Genomic DNA, 17780 nt, shown 5'->3' on the forward strand with positions numbered 1-17780 from the left:
ATGAGCACGCGGCAACCGGCGCGGAAGCTTCGGCGCCCGTGTTTTCAGTGGCGGATGGGACATGTTCCAGGATCGCTCGACGGTTAACTTCGAACGTAGAAACTTGCAGCCCTGATTTAAGTTCCCTGCGGCAAGGGACACAGAGATGGGCGCGACGCCCTTGGGCAGCCAAAATTCAGTGGGTCGAAACCGGCTGAAGTTGCGATTGGCGGCTGCGGGCGGCGGTCAATTCGCTGGTGGTGTGGTTCAGCCTGTCGGCCAAAACGCGCATGATCTCGACCGCCATTTCCGGAAAGTCGCTGAGCAGCTTCAGAAAATGTTCCTTGCTGATACGCAGCGCTTCGAGACGCGAGGTCGCCTTTACGGTTGCCGTACGTGAGACGTCGCAAAGGATTGCTATCTCGCCGACAATGGAATTCACCTCGACGTCAGCGACCTTGATCTGGCCGGCCGGACTGTCGACCAAAATATCCGCTGTGCCGGTAAGGATCACATAAGCAGCGTCGGCCATGTCGCCCTGATGGAACAACGTCTGACCGGACTGATAGGTAACGCGATCGGAGGTGAAGGCCAAAAGTTTGAGCTTTGCCGGTGCAATGCGGGCAAAGATCGGCACCCGCTTCAGCATTTCAACTTCATCTTTCAGAAGCATAGACGTTCAAACCCCCAGTTTACGCGCCCTTCTAGATTATTACGATAACAGTTCTTTGAACATACCGTTCTTCTCTAAAAGATCGTTGCTTGTGCCGCTTTCGACCAGGGCCCCATGATCGAAAACGAGAACGCGCTCGAAGAGTTCCGCCAAGGTCGGATTGGAGAGAACCCAAATGACCGCCGGCTTGTAGTCGTCCCCGTGCAGATCGTTCAGAACGGTACGCACGATCTGGTCCTGAAAGCGGTGATCGAGGCCAAGCAGTGGACGATTGAAAACCATGTAGTCCGCGCGCTTCAGCAAGGCGCGGGCAAGATTGAGCTTTTGCCGTTGGACGATCGTCAGCCGCTTGCCGCCCGAGCCGACATCGAAGTCAAGTCCGATGGACAATACGCTATCCTGCAGCCCAAGCCGATCGAACAGATCGCGCATGATGGAATGAATGCGCTCCGGCGCATCCGCCTGCTGATGAGCGATCCTTCCGAAAAGCACGTTATCCATCAATGTTGCCGACGCGATGAAGCGTTCGGGATCGTAGCGCTCTATGACAGCATTGAGATCGGCGGGGATATGTTCATGAAACTCGGCGCGCGCTGCGACGATCTTTGCCATCAGCGCGTCGGTCAGCAGGCCGAAGCGATGCCGGGGTTCGATATAGGAAAAACTCAGGCGGATGATCGCCGCGCGTTCTTCGGGCGTTGCCACCTCGAAACCGCGGCCGTTGAGCTTCTGCAACAGCGCCTGATAGTCCGGAATATCGTCAGCCGTCATGAATGTCAGTTGCTGGAAGAACGGATGGTCCGGCGGCAGATCGTTGAACAGTTCCACCGTGTTCTCGGCGATCTCAAGACCCATCGTATAGAGCTCGACGTCGAGCCCCGTTTTCTTGAAGAGTGCCTGAAAATAGGGATGGGCTGCCAATTTCCTGTTGGTCATCAGCGGCCGCTTGAGCGTCCCAAACAGGAGGTTTTCGCCGACCGTTGCCTGCGGATTGTAGGCCGTGAACTCGAAAGGCACGACGAGCCCGTCGAGATCTTCCTCCTTCAGCTTCTCCAACAAAGCATGACGCAGTTCGACGATGCGATCCGTCATATCAGCGTGAGCAATCGTATCCACGGAGGAGCGTAGCGCCATGTCGAAAATGTCTTGCGACATCAGCACTGCATCGAGAACCGGGCGAATGACGGTATAGATATCATCCGGGCCGGTCGCGCCGGCCGACTGATAATCGACCCAATCACTCTTCAGATCGAGTTCGGGATTGGCGGCCCTGCGCGCCTCGGCCATGGCCCATTTGAAGCGCGTGGCTTCAGTGCCTTCATATTCGTAAGGTTTAAGAGGTGCGTGCTTGAGACCATAGAGAATATTGTCACGCAGAGTGCCGTGGAAGAAATAGGTGTCAGCCGAAGCATAAGCGATCCGCCGGCCGGCTACGGCTTCGGGCATCTCCAGCACATCACGGCCATCAATCGCGACGCGGCCGGTATCCGGCCAGACCAATCTGGCGAAGGCTTCCGCAAGATACTCGCCGCCGCTCCCACTTTCGCCGACGATCGCCACGCTCTCGCCCGGGTTCATTTCCAAGGAGACATGGTCCAGAACGCGAGCGCCGGTATCGTCGGAAACAGTCAGGTTTACCACCGTCAGCGGGTGTTTCAGATGCGGAGCCGGCTCGGACGAAACGCACTGGATGGCCGGATCGATCAACCGATCGACACTGAACTGCTCGACCACCTGATTGTATTTGACCTGCACATCCTGACGCGACTGATCCCAGTCGATCAATTCCTTCAACGGACCGGGTAGATCCTTATAGGCGTTGATGACGGCGACGAGCTGACCGATATCGAGCCTGCCTTGAAGGGCGAGAAAACCACCGATGGAATAGAACAGGAATGGCGTTACCTGGGCGAGGAAGTTGTTGATGAACTTGACCAGGAACTTCCACTGGTAGAGGTCGTAGCGGATCTTGAAGATCAGCCCGAGACGCGCCGCAATATCGGCCCGCTCGAAATTCGAGGTATCGTTGCCATGGATCGTGCCGATGCCGTCGACGATCTCGCCGACGCGACCGGAAAGCTCACGCGCGGTCAACTGCCGCTGCCGGCCGAGATCAAGGAGGCGCCTGCGCATGCGTGGGATGACAATAGCCTGAACCGCGACAATCCCCGCAGCGATCATGCCGAGCCAGAAATTCTGCATGATGATGAAGACGAGAGCGGTGACCGCTTGCCCGCCGAGAAGTGCCGGCTGGACGAAGGCGTCGCCGGTGAAGCCGCCCATCGGCTCCACTTCATCCTTGATCATCGTGGCGATCTCGGCAGCCTTGACCCGCTTGAAATGCGCCGGCGGGAAACGCAGCACGCGATCGACCAGCTCAAAACGGATGCGGCGAAGCATGCGTTCGCCAAGCCGGCCCTTGTAGGTGTTGATGTAAAGCTTGAAGAGACCGTTCAGGACCACCAGCGCCAGAAAGACCAGGCTGAGAGCAATCAGCATCTGGAAGCGTGTGAGCTGCAGGCCGTGGAAGACTTCGACATGGCCAAACAGCGGCAAGTCGTAGGCGATGTGCATGAAGGTCTGGGTGGCGCCCCTGGTCTCGAATCCCTTGCCCTGGATAGGGCCGTTGACGATCTGCTTCGGCAGATCGAAGGACAGGAAATAAGGCACCATCGAAGCCGCCACGACGAGCAGAATCCAGATCTGCTCCAGGCGGGTATTTGACCAGATATAGCGTGCTAGGCTTTTTTCCATTGCAGATCACATACTTCCATAGTCGGCGGTCCGCACGGCTCGGTGTCTGAAGAACGTCGTAAAAATGTAGAGGAGGTTCATCGCAGGTACGTGCCCCCTACCGCGGGAAACGAGAAAGGGCGATTGTCTGCCCGACCGATCCCGATTCCCTGAGATCTCAGTTTATATCACAACCTCCTGCAAAACGAGGAGGGATTGATCTTATAGGATAATTCGCAAAAATCTCAAACAGCGGTACGGATTATATGTGACGTTCGCTCCGCACCTTTCAAGTCCAGACCGTGGCCGGAAGGTTTCGGCTTTGCGAGCGCTTTTTCAACGGCGCTACAAAGCAGCTCGACGGTCAGCCCTGCCTCGGGCAACGCGATTGCTAGGCCCATTCTCTCCAGCCGTTCAGCGCGAACTGATTGCTCGGTTTCACCGCCGCTCGTAAACGGCACGAGAATGGAACGGCAGCCGGTGACCAAGAGATCGCAGACAGTATTGTAGCCCGCCTGCGAAATCGACAATTCAGCGCCGCGGAGCAGGGAAGGGAAATCCTTGCGGAAACGGACGAGGCTGACATTCGTCGGCGCCTCGGCGCTCAATGCTACGAAATCGGCCTCTGGCAGATTGGGGCCGGTGATCAGGCACCAGCTTTGCCTGGTTCCAATAATCCGCGCAGCTTCGAGCGATGTGCGGATCAGGTCGCGCCCGACAGCGCCCCCGCCCGCGGAAACCACTATGTCGAATAGCTCGGTCGGCTCGGGCGGCAGGGGAGGAGCGACCAGCCCGGTATAGCTGATCCGGTCCGAGATCCGTTCGGTCAGCGGAAATGTTTCCTCCAGACGGACGAATGTCGGATCGCCATGAACGAGAATGCCGTCGAAATGATCTCTCAGCTGCACCACGGTTTCTTCGTCACGCCCCGGCTTTTTCTGTTGCTGCAGGATGTCACGAACCGAGGTGAACAGCTTTGGTCTGGGCGAGGTGGAGGCAATAGCGTCGAGAAGCGGAAGCAGCTCGAAACGCATCTGTCGCCGCCCGAAGGGGAAAGCCTCGATGATGACGACATCCGGGGCCGCCGTGCGGAAGGCGTTAAGCAAGAGGTCGCGACGCGCAGCAAGGAAGCGCTCGTCGACCGCATTGCCCTTCTCGTCGGCAAGACCCGAAAAGCCGGCGCTGCTTGCGACGACGGCGGGTAGCATCACTGACGTGACATCCGACCCTGGAAAACCGGGAACCGGAATGCCGCCGGTGACGATTGTCACGTTGCAGCCATCCTTTCCCATGGCGCTGGCAATGCGGCTCGCGCGGGCAATATGACCTATTCCGAGGAGATGCTGGACATAGAAGAAGACACGAGGGCCGGTCATGCGGATTTCTGCCATCCTTCTTCTTTCTGCCACTCCTCTTCGAAAAGGCGCGTGAGCTGGCGGATGCTGGCGTGGTGGTCGAAATGCTCGCGAACCCGCCGTTCCGCGGCCTTGCCGAGTTGCCTGCGCAGCTCCGGATTTCGGATCGCCTCCTCAATTGCCTTTGCGAGGGCGGCAGGTTCCTCCGGCGGCACGACCAGGCCATTCTCACGGTCGGTCAACAACTCGGGCACGCCCGACACCGAAGTGGAGATGCAGGGCAGCCCCTGGCTCGACGCTTCGACAAGAACATTCGGCAATCCGTCGCGATCGCCATCGGAGGCGACGCGACAGGCAAGCGCGAAAAGATCGGCTGTGCGATAGCGGGCAAGCACGTCCTTCTGCGCCATGGCGCCATTCCAGGTAATACGGTTCCCGACACCGAGCTTCTCGGCCAGCGCCTTGAGTTTCGGCAGCTCATCGCCGCCGCCGATATGCTCGAAACTCCAGGCAATATCCTTGGGCAGAAGCGCCAGCGCGCGCAGGAGCACGTCATAGCCTTTCTTCTCGACAGCCCGGCCGACGCTCAGTAGCCGGACGGGATCGGAAGATTGAGAACCGGCCCGGTCCGAATGTTCTCCCGAAAACGGTCCGAAGCGCGCGAGATCGAGACCATGGTAGCTCAGGTGCACCTGGCTCTTCATCGGCGTCAGTTCCCGCATATGCTCAAAGCCGCTGCGCGTGCAGGTAACCGTCCAGCGCGCATCGGCAAGTTTCTCGGAAATCTCCCAGTCCGGTGATGTCCAGATGTCCTTGGCATGCGCCGAGCAGGTCCAGGGGATGCCCGTCATGATGCTGGCATAGTAGGTGACCGATGCGGGCGTATGGATAAAGTGCGCATGCAGCCATTCGCCGCCGTCGGGCCACTCGTGCGCAAGGACCAATGCCTGGCCGAGGCGCCGTACGCGGTTTGGCGTGAGATCGCGTTTGAGGTCGGTCCAGAAACGCTTGATGAGCGGCTTGAAGCCGGGCTTGGAGAGGCCGGCGAAGAGGGCTCGCAGGACGCGCAGCGGCTCCTCGTAGAGATATTCCGGCAGGTAGACCACCCGAGCCTTGATTTCATCATGGACGGGATGACGCTTTTTGTCGGTCGGTCGGCGCATCGAAACCAGAGTGAGATCGAAGCCGGCCTGTTCCAGCCCGAGCAATTCCTGTGCGATGAAAGTCTCCGACAGCCTGGGATAGCCCTTCAGGACGACCAGGAGTTTTTTGCGGATAGCCAAAGTAGGAAATCCTATTCCGCAACCGCAGTAAGCGGCGGATAGTTATCGCGACGATCCAGCCAGTCGCCGACAGTCCGCGAAATATGGACAAGCCCCTCCAGCTGCATCTCCGACGTGCCGCTTGCCGAAGGTGGCTCACGGTTTACGAGCTTCTTCAGCGCTTCCGCCAGGCGGCTGGGATCGGCGGATTCTTCCGGCAGCAACATGTCGATCAGGCCGAGTTCGCTGGCGCGCTGCGCGCGGATCAACTGTTCCTCGCGCGGCCGCGTGCGCGGAATAATCAGCGCCGGCTTGTCGAAAGAGAGGATCTCGCAATAGGTGTTATATCCACCCATGGCCACGACCGCCTTGGCGCCGGCGATCAGTTCCTCCATCTTGTTGTCGAATTCTATGACCTCGAGACAGGCGATCTTGCTGCTGCGCTCCAAAAGCTCAGCGCGCTCGCGAGCCGGCATGTAGGGGCCAAGCACGATCAGAGTCCGGCACTGAAGCGTGGTGTCGTGCTCGTAAGCGCCGACGACATCGCGAACGAGATCGGCACCGTCGCCGCCGCCGCCCGTCGTTACCAGGATATAGTCCTCGTCAGGCACATGTTCGGATTTGGTACCCAGCCGCGAAACGCTGCGTTGAAGGAAGCCTACAAAATCCATTTTTCTTCTGACACCGGCAGGTACGTCCAGGCCGACGAGCGGATCATAGAAATCCGGCGGGCCATAAACCCAGACCGCATCGTAGAATTGATCGATCTTCTGCAACGCGTTGTTCTTTTTCCATTCGACATCAAGGAGATGCGGCGCGTCCATGACGTCGCGCATGCCGAGCACGAGCGTCGTGCCGCGCGCCTTCAGATATTGCAGGGTCTCCTCGACCTCGCCCTTGAGCCCCATGGGCTCCTTGTCGACGATGAAGATATCCGGCTGAAACGTCTCTGCTGTGTGGCGGATGATCGACTGGCGCATTTTCAGCGTTTCCTGAAGATCCACGTGGCTCGCCATTGACGTATATTCGCCGTCTCTGAGCTTGATGACGCTCGGCACCTTCACGAAATCGACACGAGCACGATAATCGAATGCGCCCGCAATCGTTGCGCCCGAAATGATCAGTACATTGAGGCCACGATAGTCTTCGACCAGTGAATGGGCGATCGTCCGGCAGCGGCGCAAGTGTCCGAGACCGAATGTGTCGTGGCTGTACATGAGGATACGAGCATCTTCTACACGCCGCGTCATGGGCAAAACCTCAAGAATGGAAGTCATTTTCACGGAGGAACCGCAAAAGGCATCTGCAACCGCTACCTGAACAACTATGCGTCAGGGAAGCGATTCCCAGTCTATTTGTAGGGATCGGCGGCATCACGCAAGCCATCTCCTAGAAAGTTGAATGCCAGGATCACAAGGATTACCGGAATCATGGGAAATAGCAGCCAGGGATAGAAGGCAATAACGCTGACGTTTTTTGCCTCCGTGAGCAGAATTCCCCAGCTGGTGATCGGTGGACGCAAGCCGAGACCAAGGAAGCTCAGAGCCGTTTCGCCAAGGATCATGCCTGGGATGGAAATGGTTGCCGTTGCAATCAAATGCGACATGAAGCCGGGAATGAGGTGGCGACCGATGATGCGCTGAGCTTTCGCGCCCATAAGCTGCGCTGCCAGAACGTAGTCCTCCTCGCGCAGCGAGAGAAGCTTGGATCGCACCGCTCGTGCCAGACCCGTCCAGTCGAGGATACCGAGAATGATCGTGATGCCGAAATAAACGAGGATCGGGCTCCAGGTAACCGGCATGATGGCTGCAAGCGCCATCCAGAGCGGAAGGCTCGGCAATGACTGCAAGACCTCGATGACGCGCTGGACGAGAAGATCAAACACACCGCCGTGGTAACCTGCAAACCCGCCGATGACGATGCCGAGAACAAAGCTGATAGCGATGCCAATCAGGCCGATCGTCAGCGAGATTCTTGCGCCGTAAATAATGCGAGACAGGACGTCGCGCCCAAGCCTGTCTGTTCCGAGCAAGAACATCTGGCCGCCGACGGCCGGGCAAACCAGGTGGAGATTGGACGGTATCAATCCCCAGAAACGATAGGAATCACCACGGCAGAAGAATCGGATCGGCTGCACGTCGTTTGGTCGATCCGTGTAGCTGCGGCGCAATGTTTCGATATCCAGCGTCATTTGCCGGCCGTAGACAAAAGGACCGATGAACTGGCCATCGTGGAAGAAATGGACCTGTTGGGGCGGAGAATGGATGTATTCGACATTGCGCGTATGCAGACCGTAAGGCGCAAGAAATTCGGAAATCAGAATCGTGCAATATAGTAGCAGCAGGAAGATGCCCGAAACGACCGCGAGCCGATGCTGTTTGAATTTCCACCACATCAGCCGCTTCTGCGACGCAAGATGATAGCGTGCCTGACTGGCCGACATCGCTTCGAACTGCAGTGGATCGAACGGCGCGGTCGAGACGTAATGTTCCAGTGGTGCGCCGGGCTGTGGCAAGGAGAGGGTCATTTCATGCTCCTGCCTTGCAAGCGAATACGGGGATCGAGGAAGCCAAGGGCGATATCGGAAATCAACACGCCGATGACGTTCAGGAAGGCGAGGAACATAAGGAACGACCCCGCCAGATACATATCCTGGCTCTGAAGCGCCTTGATCAGCATCGGTCCCGTTGTCTCAAGTGACAGCACGATGGCCGTGATTTCGGCGCCTGATATGATCGATGGCAGGATGGAGCCGATATCCGCAACAAAGAAATTGAGCGCCATCCGCAGCGGATATTTGACCAGCGCGCGCAGAGGATGAAGCCCCTTGGCGCGTGCAGTGATCACATATTGCTTCTGCATCTCGTCCAGCAGATTGGCACGCAGCCGTCGGATCATGCCGGCAGTTCCCGCCGTTCCGACGATGATCACGGGAATCCAGAGGTGCGAAAGGATGGAGCTCGCCTTGGCCCAGCTCATTGGCTGGGACAGGTATTGCTGGTCCATCAGATGCCCGATCGATACGCCGAACCAGACGTTTGCGAAATACATCAAGATCAGCGCCAGCATGAAATTCGGAATGGCGATGCCGAGGAGGCCGAACAGCGTGAGCCCGTAATCGCCCCAGCTGTACTGATGGGTTGCAGAATAGATGCCGATCGGAAAGGCGATCAGCCACGTCACGAGAATGGTCGTGAAGGAGACGAGGATCGTCAGCCACAATCTGTCGCCCACGACATCGGAGACCGGCAATTGATATTCGAAGGAATAGCCGAAATCACCATGCAGCATGCCCGCGACCCAATAGGCGTATTGCAGCACCATCGGCCTGTCGAGACCGTACTCATGGCGAAGATCCTGGATCTCCTGCAGGTTTGCCGTCTCGCCCTGCGCCTGCAGTTCGGCGATCTGGCTCTCGAAGAAATCTCCAGGCGGAAGCTGAATGATGGTGAATACCAGCACCGAAATGATGAGGAGGGTCGGAACCATCGCGGCGATACGCCAAAGTATATATCGCAACATCCTATGCGTCCCTTCCCATCCAGAAGGTGTCGGGCATGTAAACGCCAAGGTAACAGGTAGGATCGAAGCCGTAGAGAGCCTTATCCGGAATGTTGCGGAGCTTGGCAGAGCGCATGATCGGTTGCAGAGTACTATTGATCAATCCGATGGAAAAGACCTGCTGCGTGTAGATCGACAGCATCTGGTGCCATATCTCTGTCCGCTCGCCGAAGGAAGCGGCTTTGCCCCAGCGACCGAGAAGCGCGACAAGCTCGGCCGCCTCCGGCACATCCGGCGCTACACCCTGGCTGCCGCCGGAGAGAAAGTACATTCCCCAAAGCGGCCATTGCAGCTGGTCGTCCATGGTCGGGGCCAACTGTCCGGGGTTCATATCGGCAGTAGGCACGCCGTTATCGAGGCCGTACCACACTGACATCATGGTACGCCCGCCCATTGCTCGGCTACGGAAAATGTCGCGCTGCGACGAGCGGCTGAAGAGCGCGATGCCCACCTGCCGCCAGTGATCGGTGATCAACTCGAGGACGTCGGTGTCGAGCGTGCTCTCACCCGCCGTCTCCACTGTGATCTCGGCGGGGCGTCCATCCGGTAGAATCCGGATCCCATCCTCGTTCCGCTTGTCGAGACCGGCTTCGTCCAGAAGCGAATTCGCCTGTTTGGGATCATAGTCGATCCAGGCGCTTGCATATTCCGGCTTGAAGAGCGGACTATCCGGCAGGATCGTATCGGCGCTTTCAACACCAAGACCGTAGAAAACCGCCATGTTGATTTCGTGCCGATTGATCGCCAGCGACAAGGCGCGACGGACACGCACATCCCTGAAGACATCACGCCAGACCGTATCGGCGCAATTGAGATTCGGCATGAGCGCCACGCGCGATCCGCGGATCGCCTTCCAGAGATCGACCTTCACTGGATGGCGCTTTTCGGCATCCTTGAGGAACGTGTAATCGTCAAAGTCGATACCCGTCGCCTGCAAGTCGCTCTCGCCGGCGCCTGCCTTGGCGGCGATGATCGAGGAGGAGCTGACATTTAATATGAAGCGATCGAGATAGGGCAACTGCAGGCCGTTCTCATCCACACGATGGAAGAAGGGATTGCGCTCGAAAACGAACTGTTCGGCCGGAGGAGCCGTCGTGTTGCGCCAGGGATCGAGAACCGGCAGATCCGGATTTTCGGGCCTGTAGCTCCGTCCCATCTTGATGTGCAGGTCCTGCCACTTCTTCGCGCGGTATTCCTTCATAAGGGCGGACAGCCTGATATCGTCCTGATATTTCTTGTGGAATTGTTTCAGATAATGGCCGGGCCCGGCAAGGACCAGAGGCTGCGGAGCCGCAAGCGCGGCCAGGAAATTTGGATTTGGCTGATCCCAGGAATAGCGAACCGTCAGCGGATCGAGAACCTCGAAGCGAGGCAGAGTGCCGTGAGGCCGCAATTCTAGCGCTCCGCCTCCGGGGGTCAGTTGCTTGTTCAGAATGACGTCATTCCACCAGTAATGGAAATCGTCGGCGGTAAAGGGTGTACCGTCTGACCATTTATGTCCGGGACGTATCCTGAACGTAAAGACGGCATCGCTCTGCGATTCGAACCCCTCGAGAATGTCTGCTTGGAGTTGCAGCCGCTCATCGTAGCCGACCAGCCTCGCATAGCCATAGATGGTCATGAAGCGAAGATCGCTTTGGCCGCCTATGATCGTGCGAACCGTGCCGCCATATTGGCCGGGCTCCCGACCCATCCTCTTGACGTAGACGATCCGCGGCCGATCAGGGAGACGCTCAGCCAGGGGCGGCAATTGTGCTGCTCGCAGCCATGGGCGGAGAAATTCGGGCTCGATGTCGCGATCCGTCGCCCGCGCTGCTGCTGGCGCCAGCACTGTCGATGCGACAAGTCCTAGGAAAGAGCGGCGCGTTACCACGTGCGGAGCTCCTCGACAGCAACATCGCGGCGGGCGCGGACAAAGTGGCCCGAGCCGAGGTCGGCGTAGGAAAGGTCGTTTTCTTCGCCGGTCTCGGTAAAATGCGAACCCCAATTGCGCTTGGAAGATGGTCCGAGCGCCTGCAGCGTCTCAAAATCCAACGGCCGGTCGAGATCCGGGAAAGGCACGGCAGCCAGCAGGGACCGTGTATAGGGATGAACAGGGTCGCGCAGGATGATTTCGCGCGGAGCGATCTCGACGATGCGGCCGCGATACATGACCGCAATCCGATCGGCCATATAATCGACGACGGCGAGATTGTGCGAAATGAACAGGTAGGTGAGGCCCAGTTCCTTTTGCAGGTCTTTCAGCAGGTTCAGGATCTGGGCCTGCACGGATACGTCAAGCGCGGAAACCGGCTCATCCAGAATGAGAAGCTTGGGGCCGAGCGCAAGCGCCCGCGCTATGCCTATGCGCTGGCGCTGACCTCCGGAAAAACTGTGAGGGTATCGGCTAAGGTAGCGTTCATCGAGGCCAATCGCCCGCATCAGCGCCTTGACCTTCTCCTTGCGCTCGTCGCTGTCACCCCGAGCGTGGATTTCGAGGGGTTCGCTCAGGATGTTGCGAACGGTCATACGGGGAGATAGCGACGAAACGGGATCCTGAAATACCATCTGGATCTTTGTCCGAAGATCCATCAGTTCATCGCCGCTGACGGAAATCACGTCGATTTCGCCGTGGCCATCATTGAATGTCACAGAACCACTGTCCGGACGAAACGCGCGCATCAGGATCTTGCTGACTGTGGTCTTACCGCAACCGCTTTCGCCTACGAGCCCCAGGCATTCTCCGCGACGAATGTCGAAGCTGACATCGTCAACTGCGCGTAGAAACGCGGTCTCTTTCTTTGCGAAGATGCCGCCGCTCTTGCTGACATAGGTCTTGCGCAGGTTGCGCACGGACAAAAGAACATCCGGTGCGTTTGCTACCGGCTTCTTTTTGCCGAGCAGCGTATCGATGTTGACCGGGACCTCGCGAAGGGCCTTCAGACGCTCCCCCGGTTTCATGTCGAAGTGTGGGACTGCCGACATCAAACCTTTGAGATAGGGATGCTGCGGGTTGCGGAAGATCGTCTCGACCGGCCCGGCCTCCATGATCTCGCCGTGATAGATCACCACGACTTCGTCAGCCATGTTTGCAACCACCCCAAGATCGTGCGTGATCAGCAGCATGGCCATGTTGAACTTGTGCTGCAGGTCACGCAGAAGCCCGAGGATCTGCGCCTGTATTGTGACGTCGAGCGCAGTCGTCGGTTCGTCGGCGATCAGAAGGGCGGGATTGCAGATGAGCGCCATGGCGATCATAGCGCGCTGCCGCATGCCGCCCGACAGTTCGAACGGGTACATCTCATAGGTGCGGCTGGGATTTGTAAAGCCGACCAGTCCCAGCATCTCTTCCGTCTTCTGGCGCTGTTCGGCCTTGTCGGCGTGGCTATGGATGCGCAGCGCTTCGCCGATCTGATTGCCGACGGTGTGCAGGGGCGAAAGCGATGTCATCGGCTCCTGGAATATGGTTGCCATTCGCCCGCCGCGCAGCGCTCGCATCTCGATACTGTCGCGCGAATATTGGAGGAGATCGGTCGGCGTGCCGTTCAGGGGATCAGTGAACAGGATTCGGCCGGCAGCCTGAGCGGGCGTGGGCAGAATGCCCATGATGGCCTGGCTTATGATCGATTTTCCGGAACCTGACTCGCCGACCAGCGCAGTGACCTTGCCGGGGAGAATTCTCAGATTTGCGCCCTTGACCACACGTATCTTGTCCCCGAAAGCCGAGAACGACACGTCAAGGTTTTCGATACGCAGCAAGTCCGTCCCTGACGCCATGCAAAGAATTTCCCAGTGATAAGACCTCGTGATCCGTCGAGGCACACTAACTTAGGCCATAACCGGTGTCCAGTTACCCGACATAGGGTGTCACTGGCAAAAATCCCGTTACTTCCAAGCGATTATCGTAGAGAGATACAGTAGCGCCGTATCAGTATTATTGCATAAGTTTCTCTAGCAGCGGCCGCTCTTCGCGCTTCTTTGCGTCGCGATGAAGCAGTATCACGCGTTCTGCCTCCGACAGTCCGTCATGAACGGCATCCGCATCGGGCTCCAGCGATTGCAATTCGACCAAGGGAGCGGGATGAAGCACCGTCAGTTTCTGGCGCACGCCACGCAACTTTTCCTCGCCGAGGGTGACCCACTCGCTGCCGGTGTAGCCTGCGAACGCCTGGCTGGCGACGACTTCGCGGGAGTATTTTTTCGTCAGGTTCTGCAGACGCTGCACCTCGTTGACGGCTGCGCCGAAGGCGGAAAAGGTGAGCCGGTCCTTCAGCCCAACATTGCCGAACATGACATTGCCGACATGGAGGCCGATACCGTAGCGAACAATGCCCAGGCCTCCTGCCTGCCGCTCCTGATTGAGCCGTGCAACACGCGCCTGCGCCTGGAAGACCGCCGATAGAGCGGCTTCGCAAGCAACCTTGGATGGGTCCTTGTGGCGTCCGCATGGGTAGACCGCGAGGAAGCCATCTCCGAGAAAGCTCAGGATTTCTCCCCCATTGCGGTTAAACGGGGCGGCGATCGCGTCGAAGAATTCGTTGAGCGTATCGATATAGGCCTGCCGGCCTTCCTTCTCCGCATACATCGTCGACTGGCGCATGTCGCCCATGACGAGGGCCGCGCGAATGGTCTCGCCGTCGCCGCGGCGAATCTGTCCGTTCAACACCCGCTTACCGGCGTCGCCACCGAGATAGGTGGTCAGCATATTGTTGGCGAGCTTTCCGAGCACCGCCATCTTGGCGGCCATCGCCAGATGGTTCTGCAGGCGCAGCAGTGCTGCAATCATCTCCTCGGAAAAACCATTAAGGCTGTCCGTCGACCAGGAGCCCATCATACCCTGAGCCGAACCGTCTCCGAAGGCCTGCACGAAAGAGATATAGTCCGTGATCTTTTCCTTGCGCAGATCTTCAAAAATCGGAAATTCCAGCGGGCCGTCGACATCGATGCGGCGGCGGAGATAATCCAGATTGTTCGTCAGCAGATAGTAATAGGGGCTCTGCAGGAAACGCTCGGGCTTGTCCTGCGAATGACGATAGCCCTCGATCGTGAGGCCACTGGCGCGACGCCAGGTAAACCCGAGCGCGTCGTAGAGCGGATGCAGCATTGAAAAAGTCAAATGGACGCGAGCAATCGGCAGGCCGGAGGCAGCCATGCGGTCGCAGAACCCACGGACGATATTCTCGAGATTTTCGCCTTTCAGCGCAGACTGCGTGAGCCATTCGGCAACTTTATCAAGAAAGATGTCGGAAACGCTTGAGTGGATGGTCTTCATTCCTGGGCTTCATCCCTTTGATGAACTGGCCGGTATCCCCCGCGACCGATGTAGATAGGGCAGTAAGGCAAATTCCTTAGCCCGATGCCTTCCTTAAGTAAGCTGACGACGGGAGCGAGACAATGGGAGGACAAGCCGACTGCAGCGAAATCATTGGAAGCCGGCAAAGTTTCACGGCGATCCGGCGGAAGGCAGCACGGCGGGCGTGATGGCTTCCGTGATCGAATCCATCGTTGAATTCAGCTTTGATTTCAATCGGGATGCGGCCACTGCGTAGCCGCCATCCGCGCCGTCGATAAAGTGCATGTGATCGCGCGATAGCGGCGTGGCAACGAAACAGGTCATCAGAGCCGACGCCTGACGGTGCAGTCCAAATCGGCAGATACCCTGTCGCTCGGCTTCTTCGAGCCGCTTCTCGATTCTTGACAGATGATCGCCGTCGACGTCGATCGTCATTTTCAGTCCATCATCGAATTTTCGGAAGTCCGAATTGGCTGCCAGATCACGTCTGTAGATGCTGACGTCGAACGTGGCGGTATGGATGCCGAGCTTATCGAGAAGATAGACAAGACCGATCTGGGCAATGATGAAAAGTCTCCGGAAAAAACGCATTTTCCCGACCGTCTGAGCCCGTGCCTCCACATCGGCGCCTTCGAAATCCAAGGCGGGAGTCGGCCCTTCGACGGGCACCGGGTGGCCGTCGCGGGCCTGCTCCATCGAGATCGCGATGATATCGGTCACCAGGCGCTGGAACTCAGGCCCGTTGCCGGCGGTGCCTGGCACGGCGATGATGGAGACGATCTCGCCATTGCGTGCGTCGATCGGGTTCCAGCGGCAAGAAAGGCCGGTAAGATCAGGCCGAGTCTCGGGAGGCGCCGGGTCGACCACATATTTCCCGGCTTTCATCTGCGCCTCCGCCCAGCTCGTGCCGCCGCCGGAAAACATGGCATAGGAGACAAAATCGCTGGGACTGAAGCGGGCGACGCGAACGTCCAGTCCCTCGTTGCGAATGGCGGCCATTGGAACAACCGCCGTGCGCAGATCGAGCTGCAGCTCTTCCATGACCCAGGTCCTGACGGCTGCCAGCGCCTCGCGGACAGGTTCGATACCGGAGGAGGGGATTGCGACCAAGGCCCCATCGCCGCCGAACGCGAATGGGTAGTCACCCTTGCCGAGCGCGTTGATGACGGCAGAAATCACGCCTGCGCCTGCCATGTTGACGGATTTGTAGTGACCAGCTGCAATGGCGCCTGTCGAGCTGACGATATCCGCCAATGCCAGACACCAGTTGTCCGGAAGCGGGCGATAGTTGCTGCTGTCAGTCACGCCTTCGAATCGCTTGAAGACCGGCACGCTGCCAAAGAAATCGTCATTCGTCGGTTTGAGCATGAAAGTTCCTATCGCATTTTCTCAGGCGCAAGAGACGGACCAAGGCCGTTCTTCGAGGCTGCGCCATCCCAATCCTTAGCCTAACCATCGCGAAAGACCAGTTATCGTCAAGGATAGGGGCGAAGCGGTCGACGCGCGTCCCATGATTATGATACGTCGGCTAGATATTAATAGTTTCAGGAACGCAGATATCATGAGCCGTCTGGATAGCTTCATTCGCCGTCTGACCGCGCAACGCGACATTCTCAACCTCATTCTCGAAGAAGTTAGCCATATCGACGGCCCCATACTGGAATTCGGACTGGGAAACGGCAGGACATTCGACCACCTTCGCGAACGTCTCCCCGATCGCCGTATCGTCGCCTTCGATTGGGATGTCCATGCCCACAATTCGTCGGTCCCCGAGGGGGAAGACATGGTCCTGGGCAATATCAGGGAAACGGGCCAGCGTTTCATTGGCATCGACGCTGCTCTTGCCCATGCCGATATCGGAACCGGCTATGACGACAAGGATGCGATTACGCTGACATGGCTGCCGCAGCTGATAGCCGGCGTGCTGGCGCCCGGCGGCATCGCGCTGAGTGGTCTGCCGCTCGATCATGCGCAGTTGCAGCCCATGCCGTTGCCGCCAAGCGTCAAGACGGGCCGGTATTTCCTTTATCGCCGCCTCAGCGCATAAACAGCACGTCGAACTGTTCGCCTTTGGTGGGCAAATCAACCACCTTCATTGGCGTGCTTTTGTCTTCGACAAAGACGATGCATTCTTCATAATAATCCGCGAGGGACCGTGCGAAGGCCTGGCTCCCGCTGCTTCCATAGAAGGATGGCGTAAACTCCATATAGAGAGGCGTCTTTTGCGCCATCAAAGCCTGCATCGAACGGCAGGCGACCGGCTCGTATCCCTCGATATCGATCCAGATAAGGCCGATTTCATCGATCGGCGTTTGCGCCCTCTCAAGGATATCCGGCACTGTTCGAACAGGCACCAGGATCTTCTCATCAGCCGCAGTCTGCTGCAGAGCGCTGCTCTTGCCGTGATTGTTGTGATGGAGAAAAAAGTCCAGCTCGCCACATCGGTCGCCGGCGGCGCAGTTGATGGCGGTGACCCGATCTTCAAGGCCGTTCTGTCGGATGTTGAAGGTGAGCAGGCGAAAGTTGCGCGGATCGGCTTCGACCGTGATGATGCGGCGGTAGGCTTGGCTGAGCGCGAAATAGATCGTCTGTGTTCCGATATTGCCGCCGAGCTCGAGCAGGGTGGTGCCCTTTCGCATCAGGCCCTGTTCTCTCAGTACGGCGAGCAGCCTGTCCACGTTGTCACGCTCGAAATGGCCCTTCCGGAATATCTTGCGACCGATATAATCCGACGGCGAAAAGCTCATGACGTGATCGCCGCAATCCACCGTCATCGTCAGTACGCGCGAGCCGATGCCGCCAATGAGAAGATTACGGCCGTAGCGGGTATCGAAAAATCGTTGGGCGAGTTGCTCCCGCATCTTGCGCAGGCGGCGTTTCAGGAATTTTCGAGTTGCGGTCGCGCGGCTGAATATCATGGCCATTTCATATCTATAGCCGCGGCG

At 58.1% G+C, this 17780-nt stretch carries 13 protein-coding genes; 1 reads left to right on the forward strand and 12 read right to left on the reverse strand.

Features of this window, described 5'->3' with window-relative positions:
- Positions 1-175 precede the first annotated feature (175 nt).
- From DTW90_RS21770 to DTW90_RS21820, 11 genes are all read right to left on the reverse strand, one after another.
- A complete protein-coding gene (locus tag DTW90_RS21770) occupies positions 176-652 on the reverse strand; it encodes a cyclic nucleotide-binding domain-containing protein (RefSeq protein WP_132525676.1) in 477 nt (158 codons plus the stop codon).
- A gap of 39 nt (positions 653-691) precedes the next feature.
- The gene (locus DTW90_RS21775; protein WP_149340870.1) at positions 692-3406 is read right to left on the reverse strand and encodes an ABC transporter transmembrane domain-containing protein; all 2715 of its coding nucleotides are present in this window, start codon (positions 3404-3406) and stop codon (positions 692-694) included.
- Between the two features lie 224 nt (positions 3407-3630).
- Complete coding sequence (locus tag DTW90_RS21780) at positions 3631-4761, reverse strand: glycosyltransferase (protein WP_149341059.1); 1131 nt, start codon at positions 4759-4761, stop codon at positions 3631-3633.
- Entirely contained in the window at positions 4758-6023 is a 1266-nt protein-coding gene (locus DTW90_RS21785) for a glycosyltransferase family 4 protein (protein ID WP_188080011.1), read from the reverse strand. The genes DTW90_RS21780 and DTW90_RS21785 overlap by 4 nt, the downstream gene beginning before the upstream one ends.
- Before the next feature lie 11 nt (positions 6024-6034).
- On the reverse strand, positions 6035-7252 hold the full coding sequence (locus DTW90_RS21790; RefSeq protein WP_132525682.1) for a glycosyltransferase family protein: 1218 nt from the start codon (positions 7250-7252) through the stop codon (positions 6035-6037).
- Positions 7253-7353: 101 nt separating this feature from the next.
- Positions 7354-8529 (reverse strand): ABC transporter permease, encoded by a 1176-nt coding sequence (locus DTW90_RS21795; protein WP_149340872.1) that lies wholly within the window; start codon positions 8527-8529, stop codon positions 7354-7356.
- A complete protein-coding gene (locus DTW90_RS21800) occupies positions 8526-9524 on the reverse strand; it encodes an ABC transporter permease (protein WP_149340874.1) in 999 nt (332 codons plus the stop codon). Before DTW90_RS21800 ends, DTW90_RS21795 begins: the two co-directional genes overlap by 4 nt.
- 1 nt (position 9525) lies before the next feature.
- Entirely contained in the window at positions 9526-11436 is a 1911-nt protein-coding gene (locus tag DTW90_RS21805; protein WP_149340876.1) for an ABC transporter substrate-binding protein, read from the reverse strand.
- Entirely contained in the window at positions 11430-13319 is a 1890-nt protein-coding gene (locus DTW90_RS21810; protein WP_149340878.1) for an ABC transporter ATP-binding protein, read from the reverse strand. Before DTW90_RS21810 ends, DTW90_RS21805 begins: the two co-directional genes overlap by 7 nt.
- Positions 13320-13476: 157 nt before the next feature.
- Positions 13477-14814 carry an adenylate/guanylate cyclase domain-containing protein gene (locus DTW90_RS21815; RefSeq protein ID WP_132525692.1) on the reverse strand — a complete coding sequence of 446 codons (1338 nt, stop codon included), beginning with the start codon at positions 14812-14814 and terminating at the stop codon, positions 13477-13479.
- 171 nt (positions 14815-14985) lie between these two features.
- Positions 14986-16203, reverse strand: coding sequence for a DUF3095 domain-containing protein (locus DTW90_RS21820; RefSeq protein ID WP_149340880.1), 1218 nt, complete (start codon positions 16201-16203; stop codon positions 14986-14988).
- A gap of 193 nt (positions 16204-16396) precedes the next feature.
- On the opposite strand from DTW90_RS21820, the gene DTW90_RS21825 reads away from it, so the two are divergent.
- Positions 16397-16882, forward strand: coding sequence for a class I SAM-dependent methyltransferase (locus DTW90_RS21825; protein WP_149340882.1), 486 nt, complete (start codon positions 16397-16399; stop codon positions 16880-16882).
- Here the strand turns inward: DTW90_RS21825 and DTW90_RS21830 are convergent.
- Complete coding sequence (locus DTW90_RS21830; protein WP_149340884.1) at positions 16872-17759, reverse strand: FkbM family methyltransferase; 888 nt, start codon at positions 17757-17759, stop codon at positions 16872-16874. The two genes, DTW90_RS21825 and DTW90_RS21830, sit on opposite strands and share 11 nt — an antisense overlap.
- Between the last annotated feature and the right edge of the window lie 21 nt (positions 17760-17780).

Origin of the sequence: Neorhizobium sp. P12A, assembly GCF_008365395.1 — a bacterium.
Lineage (GTDB): Bacteria > Pseudomonadota > Alphaproteobacteria > Rhizobiales > Rhizobiaceae > Rhizobium.

Coding starts and splice junctions, on each gene's coding strand:
- DTW90_RS21810 (WP_149340878.1), bottom strand. CDS start 13,319: ATGGCGTCAGGGACGGACTTGCTGCGTATCGAAAACCTTGACGTGTCG.
- DTW90_RS21800 (WP_149340874.1), bottom strand. CDS start 9,524: ATGTTGCGATATATACTTTGGCGTATCGCCGCGATGGTTCCGACCCTC.
- DTW90_RS21770 (WP_132525676.1), bottom strand. CDS start 652: ATGCTTCTGAAAGATGAAGTTGAAATGCTGAAGCGGGTGCCGATCTTT.
- DTW90_RS21820 (WP_149340880.1), bottom strand. CDS start 16,203: ATGCTCAAACCGACGAATGACGATTTCTTTGGCAGCGTGCCGGTCTTC.
- DTW90_RS21830 (WP_149340884.1), bottom strand. CDS start 17,759: ATGGCCATGATATTCAGCCGCGCGACCGCAACTCGAAAATTCCTGAAA.
- DTW90_RS21815 (WP_132525692.1), bottom strand. CDS start 14,814: ATGAAGACCATCCACTCAAGCGTTTCCGACATCTTTCTTGATAAAGTT.
- DTW90_RS21825 (WP_149340882.1), top strand. CDS start 16,397: ATGAGCCGTCTGGATAGCTTCATTCGCCGTCTGACCGCGCAACGCGAC.
- DTW90_RS21775 (WP_149340870.1), bottom strand. CDS start 3,406: ATGGAAAAAAGCCTAGCACGCTATATCTGGTCAAATACCCGCCTGGAG.
- DTW90_RS21790 (WP_132525682.1), bottom strand. CDS start 7,252: ATGACGCGGCGTGTAGAAGATGCTCGTATCCTCATGTACAGCCACGAC.
- DTW90_RS21795 (WP_149340872.1), bottom strand. CDS start 8,529: ATGACCCTCTCCTTGCCACAGCCCGGCGCACCACTGGAACATTACGTC.
- DTW90_RS21780 (WP_149341059.1), bottom strand. CDS start 4,761: ATGACCGGCCCTCGTGTCTTCTTCTATGTCCAGCATCTCCTCGGAATA.